Genomic DNA, 16976 nt, shown 5'->3' with positions numbered 1-16976 from the left:
GCGGGTATTCACCACCCCGTCCGACCCCGTTCACCAGGGCGCTTCCCCGACGCCCGGTGCCGTCGGGGTCGCTGTGCCGTCGGGGTCGCTCGGCCCGGGTCAGCGACCCTGGTTCGCCACCGCCGCAGCAGCCTCCTGCGCCGCCGCCGGGTCCAGGTAGGTGCCGCCGAGCGTCATCGGGCGCAGCTGCGGGTCGAGGTCGTACCGCAGCGGGATCCCGGTGGGGATGTTCAGCTTCGCGATCGCCTCGTCGCTGATCTGGTCCAGATGCTTGACCAGCGCGCGCAGCGAGTTGCCGTGCGCGGCCACCAGCACGGTACGGCCAGCCAGGATGTCCGGCACGATCGAGTCGTACCAGTACGGCAGCATCCGTTCGACGACGTCCTTGAGGCACTCCGTCCGCGGCATCAGCTCGGTCGGCAGCAACCGGTAGCGCGGGTCACCGACCTGCGACCACTCGTCACCGTCCGCGATCGGCGGCGGCGGCGTGTCGTACGAGCGGCGCCAGCGCGTGAACTGCTCCTCGCCGTACTCGTCGAGGGTCTGCTTCTTGTTCTTGCCCTGGAGCGCGCCGTAGTGGCGCTCGTTGAGCCGCCACGACCGACGCACCGCGATCCAGTGCCGGTCGGCGGTGTCCAGCGCGAGTTCCGCGGTGCGGATCGCCCGGCGCAACAGGCTGGTGTGCACCACGTCCGGTGACAGGTTGTGCTCCCGCAACAGCTCGCCGCCACGACGCGCCTCGGCCTCTCCCTTGGCGGTCAGGTCCACGTCGACCCAGCCGGTGAAGAGGTTCTTGGCGTTCCAGTCGCTCTCGCCGTGTCGCAGCAGGACCAGCGTCCCGATGGTGGGCCCTTCACTTGCAGTCATGTCGGCCATCCTCCCTCACCGGCTACCCGTTGCGCGGGAAGGGGTGGTGACCAGCACCGGGAAAACCGGATGGCGGAGGGCTCCGTTCCAGCACTAGTTTGTAAGGCCTTGCGCGGAAACTGATCATTACGGAACGGGGCGTTGAGTGCGAACGATGCGAGGTTGGTTACTCGAGACGGCCGGTGGCCTCCCCCGTTCCTTCTGGTACCTCTGGACCGGCACCCTGATCAACCGGCTCGGCTCCTTCGTCCTCATCTTCCTCGCCATCTACCTCACCCAGGAGCGGGGCTTCTCCGCCGCCCAGGCCGGCCTGGTCCTGGGGCTGTGGGGGGTCGGCGGCGCGGTGGGCACCACCGTCGGGGGCACGCTCGCAGACCGGTGGGGCCGCCGGCCCACCCTGCTCACCGCGCACCTCGGTGCCGCGAGCATGATGCTCGCCCTCGGCTTCGCCCGGGGCCTCTGGTCCATCGCACTCGGTGCTCTCCTGCTCGGGCTCTTCGCCGAGGCCGCCCGGCCCGCCTTCGGCGCCATGATGATCGACGTGGTGCCGGCGAAGGACCGATTGCGTGCCTTCAGCCTGAACTACTGGGCGATCAATCTCGGCTTCGCCTGCGCCGCGATCCTCGCGGGGTTCGCGACCGGGGCCGGCTACCTGCTGCTCTTCGTGGTGGACGCGGTCACCACTTTGATCATGACGCTGGTCATCTTTCTCAAGGTGGGCGAAACCCGCCAACCGCTGGTCGCCACCGGTGGGCCGAAGGCCCCCACCGGGGCGCTGCGCACCATCCTGACCGACCGGATCTACCTCGGGTTCGTGGCGTTGAACCTCTTCGCCGCGATAGTCATGCTCCAGCACATCTCGATGCTGCCGATCGCGATGGCCGACTCGGGGCTGAGCCCCGCCACCTACGGCTCGGTGATCGCACTCAACGGGGTGCTGATCGTGGTGGGCCAGCTCTTCGTACCACGGTTGATCAAGGGCCGTAGCCGGTCCCATGTGTTGGCACTGTCGGCGGTGGTGCTCGGGGCCGGGTTCGGACTGACCGCGTTCGCCGAGACCGCCTGGTTCTACGGGCTGACCGTCCTGATCTGGACCGTCGGCGAGATGCTCAACTCGCCGTCCAACGCCACCCTGATCGCCGAGCTCTCCCCGACCGAGCTACGTGGTCGCTACCAGGGGGTCTTCTCGCTCTCCTGGCAGATCGCCGGCGCCGCGGCGCCGGTGCTCGGCGGACTCGTCCGGGAGGGGTCCGGTAACGCCACACTCTGGCTGGGCTGCGCCCTGCTCGGCGCACTGGTGGCGGCGGCACATCTGATCTCCGGACCGGCCCGGGAGCGCCGGGCCGCCGCGCTGCGGGCAGTCAACCAACCGCCGCCGACCCCGGTCGGGCAACAGCAGACCACCGAGGTGGGGTGAGCTCCCCCAGCCGGATGCCGCGGCCATCGGAGTAAGCGAACGCCCACCGTGAGTTCGTCACGATGGGCGTTCGCTGCGTGCGACCACCGTGAGTTCGTCACGGTGGTCGCTTCGCCACGTACGACCGGCGGCGGCGGGCGACACTCACCCCCGTAAGCGGCGCCCGCTCACGCCGCCGGTCAACAGGTGGACACCGTCCCCCAACGGTGTTGTTCCACCCGTCCCCGCGCCACACTCGGTGCTCGGATCTGATCGATCCTCCGCTCCCCCGAACGGAACCGAGCGTCGCACGGTGCAATAAAGTTAGTTCGCCCGGAATACGGATACAAACTGACCGGCTGTCTGACCGGTCACAAACCGGCTGCCCCGCGGTCCGGTCCGCCCTCCGGCCACCAGCGGTCTACCCGCGGGCAACTCCGGCAAACAGCTCATCCGTCCTCCCGATCGGGTGACTCGGTACGGAAAAAGTTGCTCATTCTGCCGTCTCGCAGCCGCTCCTGATAGATCAAGTTCAGCTTCCGTAGGTCGAAGGTCCGGAACCACTCGCGCCATGTGATTTCGCGCACCCGCGGGCTCTGCCGGTACCCCGGCATGTTGAAGGTGAGCACCCCGGCCCGACCATCCCGCTCGGTGCCCCGGATCGTCGCCGGCTTCGCGTTGCGTTCCCGCGCCCACCGCCGGATCACCTCGTGGTTCGTGGTGACCAGGCTCCGGCCCGGACGCTCCGGCCGATCCGTCAGGGCGGCGATAACCTGCGAGGACCGGACCGACCGCGAGGTACGGGGCCCGGTGCGTACCGCGGCGCCGCCCGCCGACCGTCCACCGCCCGCCGACCGTCCGCCGGACGTCGCCCGGCGGCCCGGCCCCTTCGTCCCGCCCGACCGGCGCTCCGCCCGCAGGGTCTTCACCAGCGTCCGCACCAGCTCCGGCTTACGGAGCGCGGAGGTGCCGGTGACGCCGTGCTGGCGCAACTGCCCCCGAATCTCGTCCACCCGCATCCGGGAGATCGTGGCTTCGGACACCTCCGGCGTGTTCGGGGTCTGGTTACCTGGCCGGCGTGCGGTCCGGGTCGCCGTACCACCGCGGCCTGCGCTGCTTCGCTGAGCCATGGAACGCTCCTCCGCCAGTCCGTGCTCGGCGCGCGGCCGGCCCCAGATACCGCACCGCACACCGGGGCGTACCCGTCAGGACAGCGTCGAATCCCCGGGTGCAGCGGTCGGGTTCCCGGCGGCAGGCGTCCCGGCTGACGGTGCGGCCGCCCCACCGTCAGCCGACTCGACCAGGTGGGCGAAGGCCGCGAGGTTGGCGGTCGACTCGCCCCGCTTGACCCGCCACTCCCATTCCCGCCGAATCGAACTACCGAAGCCGATCTCCAGCATCGTGTCGAAGGACTCGTCGGCATAGGTGAGGACCGATCCGAAGAGCCGATCCAACTCGTCGGCGTCCACGCCCGCCGAATTCACCCGGCCGGTCAGGTAGACGTCACCGACGGCGTCGATGGAGAACGACACCCCGTACATCCGGGCGTTGCGCTGCAGCAGCCACGCCCACAGCTCCTCGCGGCGCTCGTCGGGCTGGCGCATCACGAACGCCTCGACCCGCAGCGCGTACTCACCGATGATCAGGTTGCAGATCGTCCGCAGCTTGTGGGTGCCCGGCAGGGTCACCGCGTACGAGTTCGGGCCGGTGGCCTCCCAGGCCAGGTCCCGCTCCGCGCAGACCGCTTCGATCAACGCCCCGAGCTCGCCTCTCCCGTTCACCGCCCCACTCTACGACCGCTCCCGCCCAGCCGCGTCCCGCGCCGGTCCGGCCTCGGTCACCGGCGATCGTCGGCGGGTCTCACCGGGAACAGGCAGCAAAGCCAGACGCTCGGCTGCGGTGCTCGACGACCGCGGCGCCATAGACATCCAAGAGGTCGCGCACTGTCCGATCCCAGGAGAAGTTACGGGCGTGGCGTTGCGCACCGTGGGCCAGGGCCTCGCGCCGGCCGGCGTCCGGCAGCAGGCGGCCCAACGCGCGGGCCCACGTGACCGGGTCGTGGCCATCCACGAGGATCCCGCTGACGTCGTCGCGTACCGCGGTGAGCAAACCGCCCACGGCGGCCGCCACCACCGGCGTCCCGCAGGCCTGCGCCTCCAACGCGACGAGCCCGAAGCTCTCGTTGTAGGACGGGACCGCCACCAGATCGGCCGCCCGGTACAGGGCGGGCAGGTCGTCGCCGGTCTGCGGCGGCAGGAACCGGACCCGATCGGCGACGCCCAACCCGGCAGCCAGTTCGATCAGGCGAGTCGGCCGCTCAAGCCCGCTGCCGCTGGGGCCACCGCAGACCACCACCGTCATGTCGTCGGCGAGCACCGGATCCCGCCGGCGCAGCGCCGCCGCCGCGCGAATCAGCACATCGGGGGCCTTGAGCGGCTGAATCCGGCCGACAAACGCCACCACGTACCCACGCTCGGGCAGGCCCAGCCGACGACGGGCGAGGACCTGCCCCCGGGCGCGATCACCGGCTGGCGGGCGGAACCGGGCCAGATCCACCCCCGGCTCGACCACCTCAACCCGGGTCGGGTCGGCGTCGTACCGGTCGATCAGGTCACCGGCCTCGGTCTTCGTGTTGGCGACCAGCCGGTCGGCCTCGGCCACCACCTGCTCCTCGCCAATCACCCGGGCCTTGGGTTCCGGCCGGTCCCCCGCGGCGAGCTGCGCGTTCTTGACCTTGGCGAGGGTGTGCGCGGTATGCACCAGCGGAACCCCCCAACGCTCCTTGGCCAGCCAGCCGACCTGCCCGGAGAGCCAGTAGTGCGAGTGGATGAGGTCGTAGTGCCCCATCGCCCGAGCGGCCTCGGCCCGCAGCACCCCCGCGGTGAACGCACAGAGCTGGCCGGGCAACTCCTCCTTAGTCAGCCCACCCAACGGTCCGGCGGTGATGTGCCGGACGTGCACGCCCGGCACCATCTCGACCACCGGCGGCAGGTCGGCTGCGGTCGCCCGGGTGAAGATCTCGACCTCGACGTTCGCCTCGGCCAACCGCCGGGCGACCTCCAGGATATAGACGTTCATCCCGCCCGCGTCACCCGTGCCGGGCTGGTGCAGCGGCGAAGTGTGCACGGAGAGGGTCGCGATACGGCGGGGCCGGGGCCACGGACGGGCACCTCGCTGACGACCGACACCGGTGTGCTGTTCCGCCACGTCCGCTCCTTCTGTCACGGTTGCCGTCCCGCACGACCGGCGCTTCTCGGTCAACCTCCACGCCGGGTGTCATCTTCCCGATCGGGGATCGGTAAATCCTCCCGGCCATCCCCGGGCGTGACGGACCTCATCGCCCCCGCTCTCGGACTCGGGGCCAGAATGGGCGGATGAATTCCGTCGCTGTCGTCACCGGCGCATCCAGCGGGATCGGGGCGGCCACCGTCCGTCGGCTCGCCGCCGAGGGGTTCCACGTCCTGGCCGCTGCCCGGCGCACCGATCGCCTCGCCGACCTGGTCCGAGAGGTCGAAGCCAACGGCGGGTCGGCCACCGCGGTCGGCTGCGATGTGACCTCGGATGAGTCGGTGGCCCGCCTCGCCGCCGCGGCGGCAGCCGCGCCCGGCCCGGTCACCCTGCTGGTCAACAACGCCGGGGGGGCACGTGGCCTGGACCCGGTGGAGACCGGCGCGGTCGGTGACTGGCAGTGGATGTACGACGTCAATGTCCTGGGCACGCTGCGGGTCACCCAGGCGCTCCTGCCGGCGTTGGTCTCCTCCGGAGCCGGCACGATCGTCGTCGTGTCGTCTACCGCCGGCTTCACCGTGTACGAGGGCGGGGGCGGCTACGCCGCCGCCAAGCACGCGCAGACCGCGGTCGCGGGCACCCTGCGGCTGGAGCTGTGCGGCCGGCCAGTTCGGGTCGTCGAGATCGACCCGGGGATGGTACGGACCGAGGAGTTCTCGCTGGTCCGCTTCGGCGGGGACGCCGACCGGGCGGACGCCGTCTACGCCGGGGTGTCCGAGCCCCTGGTCGCCGACGATGTGGCGGACTGTGTCGCCTGGTGCGCGACCCGCCCGCAGCACGTGAACGTGGACCGGCTGGTGGTCCGTCCGCTGGCGCAGGCCGCGCAGCACAAGGTCCACCGGGCCGGTTGAGCCGGGTGATGGCGGTGCCGGCACGACGTCCGCTCGGCGTCGTGACCCGCGGGACGACGAACCCCAACCGGCTGCGCCGGGTGGACAACTGGATCGCCACCACCTGTGGGGACGTGCTGCGTGCGGCAGCGGACCCGCTCGTCGTGGACCTGGGCTACGGCGCCACCGGGGTCACCGCCGTCGAGCTGCGCTCCCGATTGGCCCACGCGGTCCGCCCCGACGTACGCGTGGTCGGGCTGGAGATCGACCCGGTCCGCGTCGCCGCCGCCCAACCGGTCGCCGACCCACCCCGGCTCGCCTTCGCCCGGGGTGGTTTCGAGCTGGCCGGTCTCCGCCCCGTCCTGGTCCGCGCCTTCAACGTGCTACGCCAGTACGACGAGGGTGCGGTGGCGGGCGCCTGGGCGACGATGACCGGTGCGCTCGCCCCGGGCGGCGTGCTGGTCGAGGGGACCTGCGACGAGTTGGGGCGGCTCGGCGGGTGGGTACTGATCGACGAGGGCGGCCCCCGCACCCTGACCCTGGGCGCCCGGTTGGCCACCCTGGACAGCCCCGCCCGGCTGGCCGAACGGCTCCCCAAAGTCCTGATCCACCGCAACGTCGAGGGGGAGCCGATCCACGCCCTGCTCCAGTCGCTGGAGCGCGCCTGGCAGGCAGCTGCCCCCTACGCCCCCTTCGGTCCCCGCCACCGCTGGCTGCGTACGGTGACGGCTGTTCGGGACCGGGGCTGGCCGCTGGCGTACCAACCCCGCCGCTGGCGCCAGGGCCTGGTCACCGTCGACTGGGCGGCGGTGGCTCCCCGCTGACCCGTCGACCGGCCGGGTCAGAGGGCGCAGTTGATCAGGACTGGTTCCGGGTGCAGGGTCACACCGAAGCGGGCCTGCACCCCGTGGCGAATCTCGCGGGCCAGGCGCACCAGGTCCTCGGTCCGGGCGGTGCCGGAACGGTGGGTCAACGCCAGGGTGTGCTTGGTGGAGATGGTGACGACGCCTTCCGGACCCGGATGGCCCTTGCCGAAGCCGGCCTTGTCGATCAACCAAGCGGCACTGACCTTCACCGTGCCGTCGGCGCCGGGCCAGGACGGTGGCTCGCCGAGTTCGGCGGCCCGTTCCCGCAGCCGCTCGTGGTCGGCCTGGTCCAGCACCGGATTGGTGAAGAACGAGCCCACCGACCAGGTATCCGGGTCGGTGGGGTCGAGCACCATGCCCTTGCCCGCGCGTAGCCGCAGCACGGCGGCGCGGGCCTTCGCCAGTGGCACCCGGTCACCGACCGCCACGTCGAGCGCCCGAGCGAGTTCGGCGTAGCGGACCGGGCCGGACAGCGGCGATCGGGCGAGACGGAAGTCGACCGACAGCACCACCCACCGGTCGCTGTACTTGAAGATGCTGGACCGGTAGGTGAACCCGCAGTCACGGGCCTCGATCCGACCGGTGGTGCCGGCCACCCGGTCGTACACCTGCACCCCGGTGATGGTCTCGGCGACATCCTGCCCGTACGCGCCGACGTTCTGGATCGGCGTCGCGCCGGTGGAGCCGGGTATCCCGGACAGGCACTCCAGGCCGGACCAGCCGCTGGCCACGGTGTGGCCGACCAGGTCGTCCCAGGGCTCACCGGCCTCGACCCGCACCGTGATGGTGTCGGTGTCGGTGTCAACGACCCGCAGGCCCCGGGACCGGACCAACACCACTGTCCCGGGGAAGCCCGCATCGCCGATCACCACGTTGCTGCCCCCGGCGAGGACCAGGACCTGATCGCCGCGCTCTCCCGCCTCCCGCACCCCACGGACGAGGTCATCCGCGCTGGTGGCGGTGACCACGCGGGAGGCCCAGCCGCCGAGACGAAGTGTCGTGTATCGCGACAAATGACACTCGGCGTCGCGTTGGGCACCGGATGTCGACTGGAGAACCTCTGCCACGCTCATCACCCTAAGCTGAGGGATAGCCGCGGCACCCATTGGTGGCCCGGTCACCCCCGGGAGGATGGCGATGAACAGAACGCACGGCACGAAGGACTTCTGGATCGGGGCGCTGCGGGTGGAGGGGCCAGCCTTCGCCGCGGCGATCGCCGAAGCACCGGCCGACGCACCGGTGCTCTCCTGTCCCGACTGGACAGTGACCGACCTGACCCGACACCTGGCAAGCGTCTACCGCTGGGTGCAGGGGACCGTGTCCGCCAATTCGGTCACCCCGCCGGCCCTCCGCTCCGAGCTGGTGGAGCCGGATCCGGGCGAGACCGACCCCCAGCTGTGGCAGCAGGCGTACGACGACCTGCTGGTGCGTTTCGACACGCTGGATCCGGAGGCGCCGGCATGGAACTGGGCGCCGCAGCCGAAGAAGGCCGGCTTCTGGCTTCGCCGGATCGCACACGAGACGGCGCTGCACCGCTGGGACGCCCAGCTCGCCATCGGCGCCGGCGACCCGATCGAGACGAAGCTCGCGGCTGACGGGGTGAGCGAGGTGCTCGACACCTGCCTGCCGGCCGGACGACGTCCGGATCATGGGCGGTGGCACGGCGTCGTACACCTGTCGGCCTCCGACGTTGGGCAGGAGTGGTTCCTGCGGTTGCGCGGCGAAGGGGTCGCCCTACTGGACACCGCCACGATCTTCGATGACCACGATCATCACGCCCGGGTCCAGGTCGTCGGTACCGCCAGCGATCTGCTGCTCGCGCTCTGGGGCCGAGTCAGTTTCGACACCCTGGCGGTGACCGGCGAACGCGCTCTCCTGGCTGGTCTCCGGACCGGCTGACGCCGACGGCCACATCCGGCACCACCCCCCGGCCGGGGGCTGTTCGCGCACGAGCCGCCCCCGGCTCTCCACCCGCCCGCACGGACCCGAGCCCAGCCAGGGAGAGCGCTCTCTTGACATCGGGTAACACGTCGGGAGACGCTGCGCAAACGGAGGGAACTGTCCTATGAGCGCACGTCAATTTCCGGAGAACTTCCGCTGGGGCACGGCCACAGCGGCCTACCAGATCGAAGGTGCGGCCCGCGAAGACGGCCGGGGGCTGTCGATCTGGGACACCTTCAGCCGCACACCGGGAAAGGTCTACCAGGGCCACACCGGTGACGTCGCCTGCGACCACTACCACCGGTACGCCGACGACGTGGAGCTGATGGCCGGGCTGGGAATCCAGACGTACCGGTTCTCGGTGTCCTGGCCCCGGGTCCAGCCAGACGGCACCGGCCCGGTCAACCCGCGGGGGCTGGACTTCTACGACCGCCTGGTAGACGCCCTGCTGGCCCGGGGGATCGACCCGATGGTGACGCTCTACCACTGGGACCTGCCGCAGACCCTGCAGGACCGCGGCGGCTGGACCGCTCGGGAGACCGCGGAGCACTTCGCCGGGTACGCCGCCGCCGTCCACGGTCGCCTCGGTGACCGGGTGGACTCCTGGACCACCCTCAACGAGCCGTGGTGCGCGGCGTACCTGGGCTACGGCAACGGGGTACACGCTCCCGGGATCACGGACCCGGGAGCCGCCTTCACCGCCGTGCACCACCTGCTGCTCGGGCACGGCCTGGCAGCCCGGGCGCTGCACGCGGCCGGCGCGGGGAGCGTCGGGATCACACTCAACCCGGCCGACGTCCGCCCCGCCGACCCGGACAGCGCCGCCGACGCCGCCGCGGTACGCCTGGTCGACGGACTCCACAATCGGATCTTCCTGGACCCGCTGTTCCGGGCCGCGTACCCGGAGGATGTGCTGGAGCACCTCGCCCGAATCGTGCCGCCGGCGTTCCTCCGAAACGGCGACGAGAAAGTGATCGCCACCCCGATCGACCTGCTCGGCGTCAACTACTACGCGCCCCTCTACGTCGCGGGTAAGCCGGACGGCGCCGGCGGTGGCGGGGCGTTCCCCGGCACCGACGGAGCGGTGGAGTTCCTGCCACCTGCGGGACCGCTGACCGACATGGGCTGGATGATCGAGCCGGCCGGGCTCACCCGACTGCTGGAACGCCTCGCCACCGACTACCCGGGCGTACCCTTGATGATCACTGAAAACGGGGCGGCCTTCCCGGACCGCGACGCGTCGCCAGCCGACCCGGACCAGCCGGCGACGGAGGGGGCCGGCGGGGTGGTGGACACCGACCGGATCGCCTACCTGGAGGGGCATCTCCGCGCCGCGCACGAGGCCATCACCCGGGGGGTGGAGCTACGCGGCTATCTCGTATGGTCGTTCTTGGACAACTTCGAGTGGGCCGAGGGCTATCGGAAACGGTTCGGGATCGTCCACGTCGACTACCGGACCCAGCGACGCACACCGAAGGCCAGTGCCCACTGGTACCACCAAGTGATCTCCCGGAACGGGCTCTGAGCGGGGGAGGGCGAACCGGGAGCGGGCTCCGGGGGAGGGCGATGACAACGGCGCAACGGCCGACGCTCGAGGCGGTGGCACGCCGCGCCGGTGTCTCCCGAGCCACCGTCTCCCGGGTGGTGAACGGCTCCACCACAGTGGCCGAACCGATCCGCGAGGCCGTCCGCCGAGCCATCAACGAGCTGGGCTACGTACCGAACCTGGCCGCGCGCAGCCTGGTCACCCAGCGAACGGACTCGGTCGCGCTGATCATGCCGGAGGCGGCCGCCCGGGTCTTCTCCGATGACCAGTACTTCCCCGGCATCATCCGCGGCGCCGCCCAGGAGTTGGAGGCGGCCGACAAGCAGTTGGTGCTGATGCTGGCCGGCTCGCCGGCCGGGCACGAGCGGGTGGAGCGGTACACCACCGGCCGGCACGTCGACGGGGTGCTGTTCGCCTCGCTGCACGGCGCCGACCCCCTCCCCGGCCGGCTGACCCGGCTGGGCATTCCGGTGGTGTGCAGCGGCCGGCCGCTCGGCGGCACCCCGGTCCCCTACGTCGACGTCGACCACATCGGCGGGGTGAACCGGGCCGTCCAACATCTGATCGACGGCGGCCGACGACGCATCGCCACCATCGCCGGTCCACAGGACATGGTGGGCGGAATCGAGCGACTGACCGGCTACCGGGCCGCGATGGCCCCGGCCGGGCTGCCGGAATGGGTGGCGTACGGCGACTTCACCCGCGAGTCGGGGGTGGCCGCGACCTGGCAGCTCCTCGCCGCGCACCCCGACCTGGACGCGATCTTCGCCGCCTCCGACCTGATGGCACACGCCGCCCTGCGGACGCTACGCGCGACGGGGCGACGGGTGCCCGACGATGTCGCGGTGATCGGCTTCGACGACATCGAGACCGCCGCGTACACCGACCCGCCCCTGAGCACCGTCCGCCAGCCGATCCAGGAGATCGGCCGGCGAATGACCCGCCAGCTGCTGCGCCTCGCGGCCGGTGAGTCGATCGAACCGGCGCTGGTGCTCCCCACCGAGCTGATCCTCCGCGACTCTGGTTGAGCCCGCCACCGAAAACAGATCGAGCACCCTGCGGGACTGCACTACCGTCACGTCATGCCCCAGCTCCGCCACGTCTCCGCCCTCGCCGAGGCCGAGTACGCGTACGTCAGTACCGTCGAGCCGGCAACGCGCCTCGTCTTCACCGCCGGGGCGTGCCCGCTCGACGGGGATGGCCGTACGGTCGCCCCCGGTGACCATGCCGCCCAGGCCCGGCAGGCGATGGCCAATCTGGAGACCGCCCTCACCGCAGCGGGCGCCCACCTCACCGATGTCGTCAGAACCACGGTGTACGTGGCTTCGGCGCACCAACCCGACCTGGTGACCGCCTGGCAGGTCGTCCGGGACGCTTTCGGCGACCATGACCCGCCCAGCACCCTGCTCGGGGTGACCGTGCTTGGCTACCCCGATCAGCTCGTCGAGGTCGAGGCGGTCGCTGCCGTGAGCGTCGCGTGAGGATCCGCGCCGCGCAGCCCGACGACGCGCCCGCCGTGGTGGCGCTCCGCACCCGAGTTCTTCCGCATCTGGTTCGCGGGGTGGCGACGACACGCCAGATGATCTCCCAACCACCTCCAGGGCGGCGGCACTGGACCGCGTTCGTCGCCGAGGTGGACGACGAGATCATCGGTTGGGTCTCGGCCTTCCGCAACGCCAGTTCCTCCCGAAGCGTCGGCGAGATCTCGCTGCTGCACGTCCGCCCGGACCATCGGGGACACGGCATTGGCAGCGGACTGCTGACCGCCGCCCTCGACCACCTCGCCCCGCTCCGGCTTCCGCTACTGCGCGGGCGGGTGCTACCCGAGTCGTTGCCGTACGCGCGGCGGCGCGGCTTCCTCCCCAACCGCGAGGAACGCTTCTCCGCGCTCGAGCTGACGGACCTGCCGCCCCTGGCCGTTCCCCCGGGCGCCCGGCTGGTGCCGCTGTCCGAGGTTGACCCCCACCACGTGTACGAGGTGGAGCGCGACGCCAGCGCCGACGAGCCGGGAGACGTCGCCTCCGACGCCCTCACCTACCCGCACTGGCGGGCCGATACCTGGGACACCGTCGGCCTGGACCGGGAGGCCAGCACCGGCGTCGAGGTCGACGGTGTCCTGGCGGCAATCAGCCTGGTCCAGCGGGACGGTTCACGGATGTGGTCGGACTACACCGCGTCCCGGCCGGAACTCCGGGGGCGAGGGCTCGCGTTGGCGGCGAAGCTGGGTGCCCTACACCGGGCCGCGGCCAGTGGGGTGACGGTCGCATACACCGGCAATGACGAGGCGAACAAGCCGATGCTCGCGATCAACGAACGGCTCGGCTACCGGCCGGTCGCCGCCCAGTGGAGTTGCCTCCGGAAGCTGAGCTGAGCGACCGCGCGTCACGCGCCGTCCTGAGTGGTCCCGGTCGGCCCTACGGTGGTGGGCTGGCCGAGCACGCGGCGGGCCAGTAGGGCGGCGCCCGCGACGGCCGCCGGCATGAGCAGCACGGCGCCGAGTGGGATCAGGAAGCTGACGAACACCGCCACCCCGAAGCCGAGCGCGGTCGGCCGGTCGGACCGCAGGGCGGCCCGCCGGTCCGACAACCGCAGCCCACGGCGGTAGAAGGGGGCACCGACCAGCTCCACCGCGAGGAGCCAGCCGCCGATGGTCGCACCGAGTGCCGGCACCACGGTCTGACCGACCACCGGGATGAAGCCGGCGACAAAGAGGGGTACGCCGACCAGCACCGCCAACCCCACCAGCCGCAGTGAGTCAACGATGCTGTGCCGCAGCGACGACCAGAACGGCACGTCCACCGCGTGGGGTGTACCGCCGAGGCCCTCCTCGACCCGTTCGGAGATCTTCTCGTAGAACGGGTCCCCGATGACCAGCGTGACGGCGGTGAACGCGACCACTGTGAGCAGGCCACCCAACCCGAGCAGCGCCAAGCCCGCGGCCACCCGCGCCAGACCTCGTCCGGGGGCGGACCAGTCGTCGGCGAACGGCGTGATCAGCGCCGCCAGCTCGTCCACGAAGTAGACGAGCGTGCCGAACGCCGCGACGAAGAACGCTCCGGAGATCAGCGCCGGTAGGACGCCGAGCAGCATCAGGCCGGGGCTGCGGAGGTAGAGGCCGATACCACGCAGGAAGAGGCCGACACCGGCGAAGAATCGGCCGGCCGCCCCGGTCCGGGGCGCGGCGAGAGCGGGGGATGCGTTCATGGTCGCCGAGCCTAGGTCGCGTCAGCGGCCGGCGCAGGTCATGGTCGGCGTCTGGTTCGTGCCGGTGATGTCGGCGAGGAAGCCAAACGTGGTCGTGCCATCCGGAGCCAGAGTGCCGTTGTACGACATGTTGGTCACCGTCACCGAGGCCCCCGAGCTGCTGGGCGAACCGTTCCACACCTCGGTTATCTTCTGTCCGCTGGGCCAGGTCCACTCGACTCTCCACCCGGTCCAGGAGGCGGAGGAATTGTTTTTGATCTTGACTTCGCCCTTGAAGCCACCCGACCACGACTCGATGATCGTATAGTTCGTTGTGCAGTCCGCCGGTGGGGCCGGAAGCGCCGGCGGCTCACCTGGTGCCGACGATGCCGGTGGCGTGGAGTTCTGCGTCGCCGTCTCGGAAGGCGTCGGCTGCGCGGTCGCGGCCATCGCGACGGGGGGCGACGTCGGAGCTTGTGTCGGGGTGTGGGTCGGCGTTGGTGTTGGGGGCAGGGGCAAGGACTGGGTCGGCGATGACTCCGATGGCGCGGCTGCCGGACTGGCTGCGGTGCTGGCGACAGAGTCGGTGGTGAGGAGAGACGATGGGTCGGCCGGTGAGCGTTGGCGCGCGTTCAAGGCGACCGCGGTCAGGATGATCCCTAAGAAGCTCGCAGCGACGATGCCCTGACTCCGCAGACGTGCCGGGATTGAACGGCGAACAGCCGCAGACCCCGTGACCGGGTGGAGGGGCCGGCGACCGGAGCTGTCCGGTCCGCGATCGGCGTCCTCCAGCGGCGATCGACGGTTCGGCGGAGATCCGCCGTTCGGCTGAGGTACTCCGTCGGGATGGGAGGAGCCGCCCAGTTCCGAGGTGGCGCGTCTGGGCACGTCGGTGGGCTCGTCGTAGCTTGCCGGCGGTGGCCACTCTGGCAGGCGAGCGCCGATCTCGTCGGCAGGGGTATCGCCGGGTTTGGACGATTCGGTCATGAGCTCCGATCCCTGGCAACAAGGAACTACCAATGACGATGCAGGGCTATTGTGGGCTCAACGTGAAGTTCGGTCAAATGACTCCAGCACGGGACACAAGAGGGTATCCAATGTAAACACCCACACCCGGGACTCCTCCCCCGGCAGGACCGGCACCGCGCGGGTTACCGAAGCCCACCCGGGCTACTCGTTGAGAAAGGTGGAGATGCGCTCCCGCAGGTCGGCGCGCTTGGCCCAGAGGACCCCCGGCCGGTCGTACACGTGCAGGGTGGCCTGGGGCAACGCGGCCGCGAGCCGCTCGGCGACCGCAACCGGATGCAGCTCATCGCCCATGCATCCGATCACCAGAGCCGGCGCCGTGACCTCGGCCAGTTCCGCGGCGTCGCGGACCGGCACTGATTCGGGCAGGCCCACCAATCCCGAGGCGAGACCGTCCCGCATGAGCTGATCAAGACGCTGCCGGAGGTACGCCCAGCCGGCCGGCGTGTTCCGGATGGCCGGTGGAAGTTCCAGCTGGACCACCTCCGCGAGCTGACCGACATCACCACTGCCGAGCGCGTTGAGTAGCGCTGTCAGCCGGCGACGGGCGGCATCGCCCCGCGGCTGGTCCAGCACCGCCGGCAGATAGAAGACCAGCCGGTCGAAGCGCGTCGGGTTGTCGGCGAGTAGCCGGCAGAGCGCACCCGCGCCGAGGCTCGCGCCGAACGCCCGGGTAGCGAGCCCCCGGTCAGCGACCGACCGCAGGTCGCGCGCGAGATCGTCGTAGGTCCATGGCCCGGTCGGGGCGGCGGAGCGACCATGCCCACGGAACTGGAAGAAGAGTCTGCGGCCGGTAACGCCACTACCGAAGGGACGGGTGGTGGCGATGCCGCTGCCCAGACCGTGCGCGAAGACGGTGACCGGGTCACCCGCGCCGGTGACCAACTGCTCCAGGTGGACGCCGTGCGGGGTGGCGACCAGCTCGGTCTCCGGCTCCGGCAGGGCCGGCCGACCGGTACGGGGAGCACTCGGCCCGGGACCCCAGGTGCGGGGGCCGCCATCCGGTGGGGGCGGCCACCGGAAGCCTCTCACCAGGAGTTCCCCCGGCCACCCCGGAGGTCTCGCAGACCCGTCCGGACGTCAAGCAGATAGATCAGCCCAGCGGCGATGCCGACCAGACCAAACAGGCTGATCGGGCCGAAGCCAAGCAGGGTGAGCACCAGACAGACGGCGAGGATCGCCGCCCAGGCACCCTTCGGAAGGGTGCCGACCGCGGCGAACGCGTCGGACCGCTGGGTGATGACGTGGACCAGGGCGACTCCCTGCACGATGAGCGCGAAGACGAGCAGGATCAGCTCTATAACGTAGCGAACCTCGAAAGCGAACGGCGCGGCGATGGCCATGCCGGCAAGCATATGCCGAAGACCCCGGAGGCGTCCGTCAGGCCGCTTCCGGGGTCTTCAGCGTCACCGGGCACTCATCCGTCGCCGCGGGTCAGTCGCGGGCCGGCGGGGTCCGCTTCGTCGCGCGCGGTGACTTCGTCGCCGAGGAGGCCGGCCTGCCGGCGGCCTTGGTGGCAGGCTTCGTGACGGCGGCCGGCTTGACCTCGGCGGCCTCGGCGAGCTGCGCCGGGGTGGGCGCCGGCGCCTGCTCGGTCGTCTCGATATCGGTGTTCACCGTGTCGGCGGCCTCGAGCACGCCCGCACCGACAACCCGCTCCCCGTGGCCGACGAGCGCGCCGTAGGTGGTGACTGCCCGCTCCTGGGCAGCCTGCGCACTGGCGACCACGACGGCGGCGTTGCGGGTGGCGGTCTCCCGAAGCCGACTGAGGTCCAGGTCACTGGCGGCCCGCCGGCCCAGGTTCTCAGCGGCAGCGGTCGCCGTACGCAACGTCTCGGTGGCCTTCTGGCGCAGCTCGGCCCCGTTAACCGTGCTGAGGTCGGCGGCGACCCGGTCGCGCAGCTCGGTCACGGCCGCGGGGAGCTTTCGCAGCTGCTGGTACGCCAGATCGCCGGCACCGGCGGCGGCGTAGATGGGAGCGGGGATACGACTGGTTTTCGGCTGGCTAGTCATCGTTTCTCCTCTTCGACCGC

Annotated in this window: 19 protein-coding genes; 9 read left to right on the top strand and 10 right to left on the bottom strand. The window is 71.1% G+C overall.

Annotated features, from left to right (window positions below):
* Positions 1 to 99: 99 nt before the first annotated feature.
* Positions 100 to 867 (bottom strand): phosphoglyceromutase, encoded by a 768-nt coding sequence (locus AC1UKG_RS02075; RefSeq protein ID WP_018743184.1) that lies wholly within the window; start codon positions 865 to 867, stop codon positions 100 to 102.
* Positions 868 to 1021: 154 nt separating this feature from the next.
* Between AC1UKG_RS02075 and AC1UKG_RS02070 the strand changes: the two genes are divergently transcribed.
* A complete protein-coding gene (locus AC1UKG_RS02070) occupies positions 1022 to 2284 on the top strand; it encodes an MFS transporter (protein ID WP_475890319.1) in 1263 nt (420 codons plus the stop codon).
* Positions 2285 to 2712: 428 nt separating this feature from the next.
* Here AC1UKG_RS02070 and AC1UKG_RS02065 read toward each other — a convergent pair whose 3' ends face one another.
* The 3 genes from AC1UKG_RS02065 to mshA all read right to left on the bottom strand — a co-directional run bounded on the left by AC1UKG_RS02065 (position 2713) and on the right by mshA (position 5470).
* The gene (locus AC1UKG_RS02065; protein WP_018815161.1) at positions 2713 to 3393 is read right to left on the bottom strand and encodes a hypothetical protein; all 681 of its coding nucleotides are present in this window, start codon (positions 3391 to 3393) and stop codon (positions 2713 to 2715) included.
* 75 nt (positions 3394 to 3468) lie between these two features.
* Positions 3469 to 4044: a type III secretion system chaperone family protein gene (locus tag AC1UKG_RS02060; RefSeq protein WP_482641940.1), complete on the bottom strand. Its 576-nt coding sequence runs from the start codon at positions 4042 to 4044 to the stop codon at positions 3469 to 3471.
* 79 nt (positions 4045 to 4123) lie between these two features.
* Complete coding sequence (mshA, locus tag AC1UKG_RS02055) at positions 4124 to 5470, bottom strand: D-inositol-3-phosphate glycosyltransferase (RefSeq protein ID WP_018743180.1); 1347 nt, start codon at positions 5468 to 5470, stop codon at positions 4124 to 4126.
* 167 nt (positions 5471 to 5637) lie between these two features.
* On the opposite strand from mshA, the gene AC1UKG_RS02050 reads away from it, so the two are divergent.
* Together AC1UKG_RS02050 and AC1UKG_RS02045 are read left to right on the top strand one after the other, a co-directional pair.
* Complete coding sequence (locus AC1UKG_RS02050) at positions 5638 to 6402, top strand: SDR family oxidoreductase (protein WP_018743179.1); 765 nt, start codon at positions 5638 to 5640, stop codon at positions 6400 to 6402.
* 8 nt (positions 6403 to 6410) lie between these two features.
* Positions 6411 to 7205, top strand: coding sequence for a class I SAM-dependent methyltransferase (locus AC1UKG_RS02045; protein WP_018815159.1), 795 nt, complete (start codon positions 6411 to 6413; stop codon positions 7203 to 7205).
* Between the two features lie 17 nt (positions 7206 to 7222).
* Here the strand turns inward: AC1UKG_RS02045 and AC1UKG_RS02040 are convergent, their stop codons facing one another.
* On the bottom strand, positions 7223 to 8320 hold the full coding sequence (locus AC1UKG_RS02040; protein ID WP_026271677.1) for a UDP-N-acetylmuramate dehydrogenase: 1098 nt from the start codon (positions 8318 to 8320) through the stop codon (positions 7223 to 7225).
* Positions 8321 to 8384: 64 nt separating this feature from the next.
* Here AC1UKG_RS02040 and AC1UKG_RS02035 point away from each other — a divergent pair, with 64 nt between their 5' ends.
* The 5 genes from AC1UKG_RS02035 to AC1UKG_RS02015 all read left to right on the top strand — a co-directional run bounded on the left by AC1UKG_RS02035 (position 8385) and on the right by AC1UKG_RS02015 (position 13105).
* Positions 8385 to 9146: a maleylpyruvate isomerase family mycothiol-dependent enzyme gene (locus tag AC1UKG_RS02035; RefSeq protein ID WP_018815158.1), complete on the top strand. Its 762-nt coding sequence runs from the start codon at positions 8385 to 8387 to the stop codon at positions 9144 to 9146.
* A 166-nt stretch (positions 9147 to 9312) separates the two neighbouring features.
* Positions 9313 to 10713: a GH1 family beta-glucosidase gene (locus AC1UKG_RS02030; RefSeq protein ID WP_018743175.1), complete on the top strand. Its 1401-nt coding sequence runs from the start codon at positions 9313 to 9315 to the stop codon at positions 10711 to 10713.
* Positions 10714 to 10754: 41 nt separating this feature from the next.
* Positions 10755 to 11762 carry a LacI family DNA-binding transcriptional regulator gene (locus tag AC1UKG_RS02025; protein ID WP_482641941.1) on the top strand — a complete coding sequence of 336 codons (1008 nt, stop codon included), beginning with the start codon at positions 10755 to 10757 and terminating at the stop codon, positions 11760 to 11762.
* A 54-nt stretch (positions 11763 to 11816) separates the two neighbouring features.
* Entirely contained in the window at positions 11817 to 12215 is a 399-nt protein-coding gene (locus AC1UKG_RS02020) for a Rid family hydrolase (protein ID WP_018815155.1), read from the top strand.
* Positions 12212 to 13105, top strand: coding sequence for a GNAT family N-acetyltransferase (locus AC1UKG_RS02015; protein ID WP_475890317.1), 894 nt, complete (start codon positions 12212 to 12214; stop codon positions 13103 to 13105). Before AC1UKG_RS02020 ends, AC1UKG_RS02015 begins: the two co-directional genes overlap by 4 nt.
* Before the next feature lie 11 nt (positions 13106 to 13116).
* On the opposite strand, the gene AC1UKG_RS02010 is transcribed toward AC1UKG_RS02015, so the two are convergent.
* A complete protein-coding gene (locus AC1UKG_RS02010; protein ID WP_482641942.1) occupies positions 13117 to 13938 on the bottom strand; it encodes an EI24 domain-containing protein in 822 nt (273 codons plus the stop codon).
* A 21-nt stretch (positions 13939 to 13959) separates the two neighbouring features.
* Positions 13960 to 14367, bottom strand: coding sequence for a cellulose binding domain-containing protein (locus AC1UKG_RS02005; protein WP_475890315.1), 408 nt, complete (start codon positions 14365 to 14367; stop codon positions 13960 to 13962).
* Here AC1UKG_RS02005 and AC1UKG_RS02000 point away from each other — a divergent pair.
* Positions 14315 to 14605, top strand: a complete 291-nt coding sequence (locus AC1UKG_RS02000; RefSeq protein ID WP_018743168.1) for a hypothetical protein — start codon at positions 14315 to 14317, stop codon at positions 14603 to 14605. The genes AC1UKG_RS02005 and AC1UKG_RS02000 overlap by 53 nt on opposite strands.
* Positions 14606 to 15087: 482 nt before the next feature.
* Here AC1UKG_RS02000 and AC1UKG_RS01995 read toward each other — a convergent pair whose 3' ends face one another.
* The 3 genes from AC1UKG_RS01995 to AC1UKG_RS01985 form a co-directional block, all read right to left on the bottom strand.
* Positions 15088 to 15975, bottom strand: coding sequence for an alpha/beta fold hydrolase (locus AC1UKG_RS01995; protein WP_475890314.1), 888 nt, complete (start codon positions 15973 to 15975; stop codon positions 15088 to 15090).
* On the bottom strand, positions 15972 to 16286 hold the full coding sequence (locus AC1UKG_RS01990) for a DUF2516 family protein (protein ID WP_026271676.1): 315 nt from the start codon (positions 16284 to 16286) through the stop codon (positions 15972 to 15974). The genes AC1UKG_RS01995 and AC1UKG_RS01990 overlap by 4 nt, the downstream gene beginning before the upstream one ends.
* 91 nt (positions 16287 to 16377) lie before the next feature.
* Positions 16378 to 16956, bottom strand: a complete 579-nt coding sequence (locus AC1UKG_RS01985) for a hypothetical protein (RefSeq protein WP_475890313.1) — start codon at positions 16954 to 16956, stop codon at positions 16378 to 16380.
* Positions 16957 to 16976: the final 20 nt, after the last annotated feature.

It is taken from the genome of Salinispora sp. CH2A1_6, from assembly GCF_056820975.1.
The sequence above is the reverse complement of the archived record's forward strand: the minus strand, read 5'-3'. Positions and strand labels throughout refer to the sequence as shown.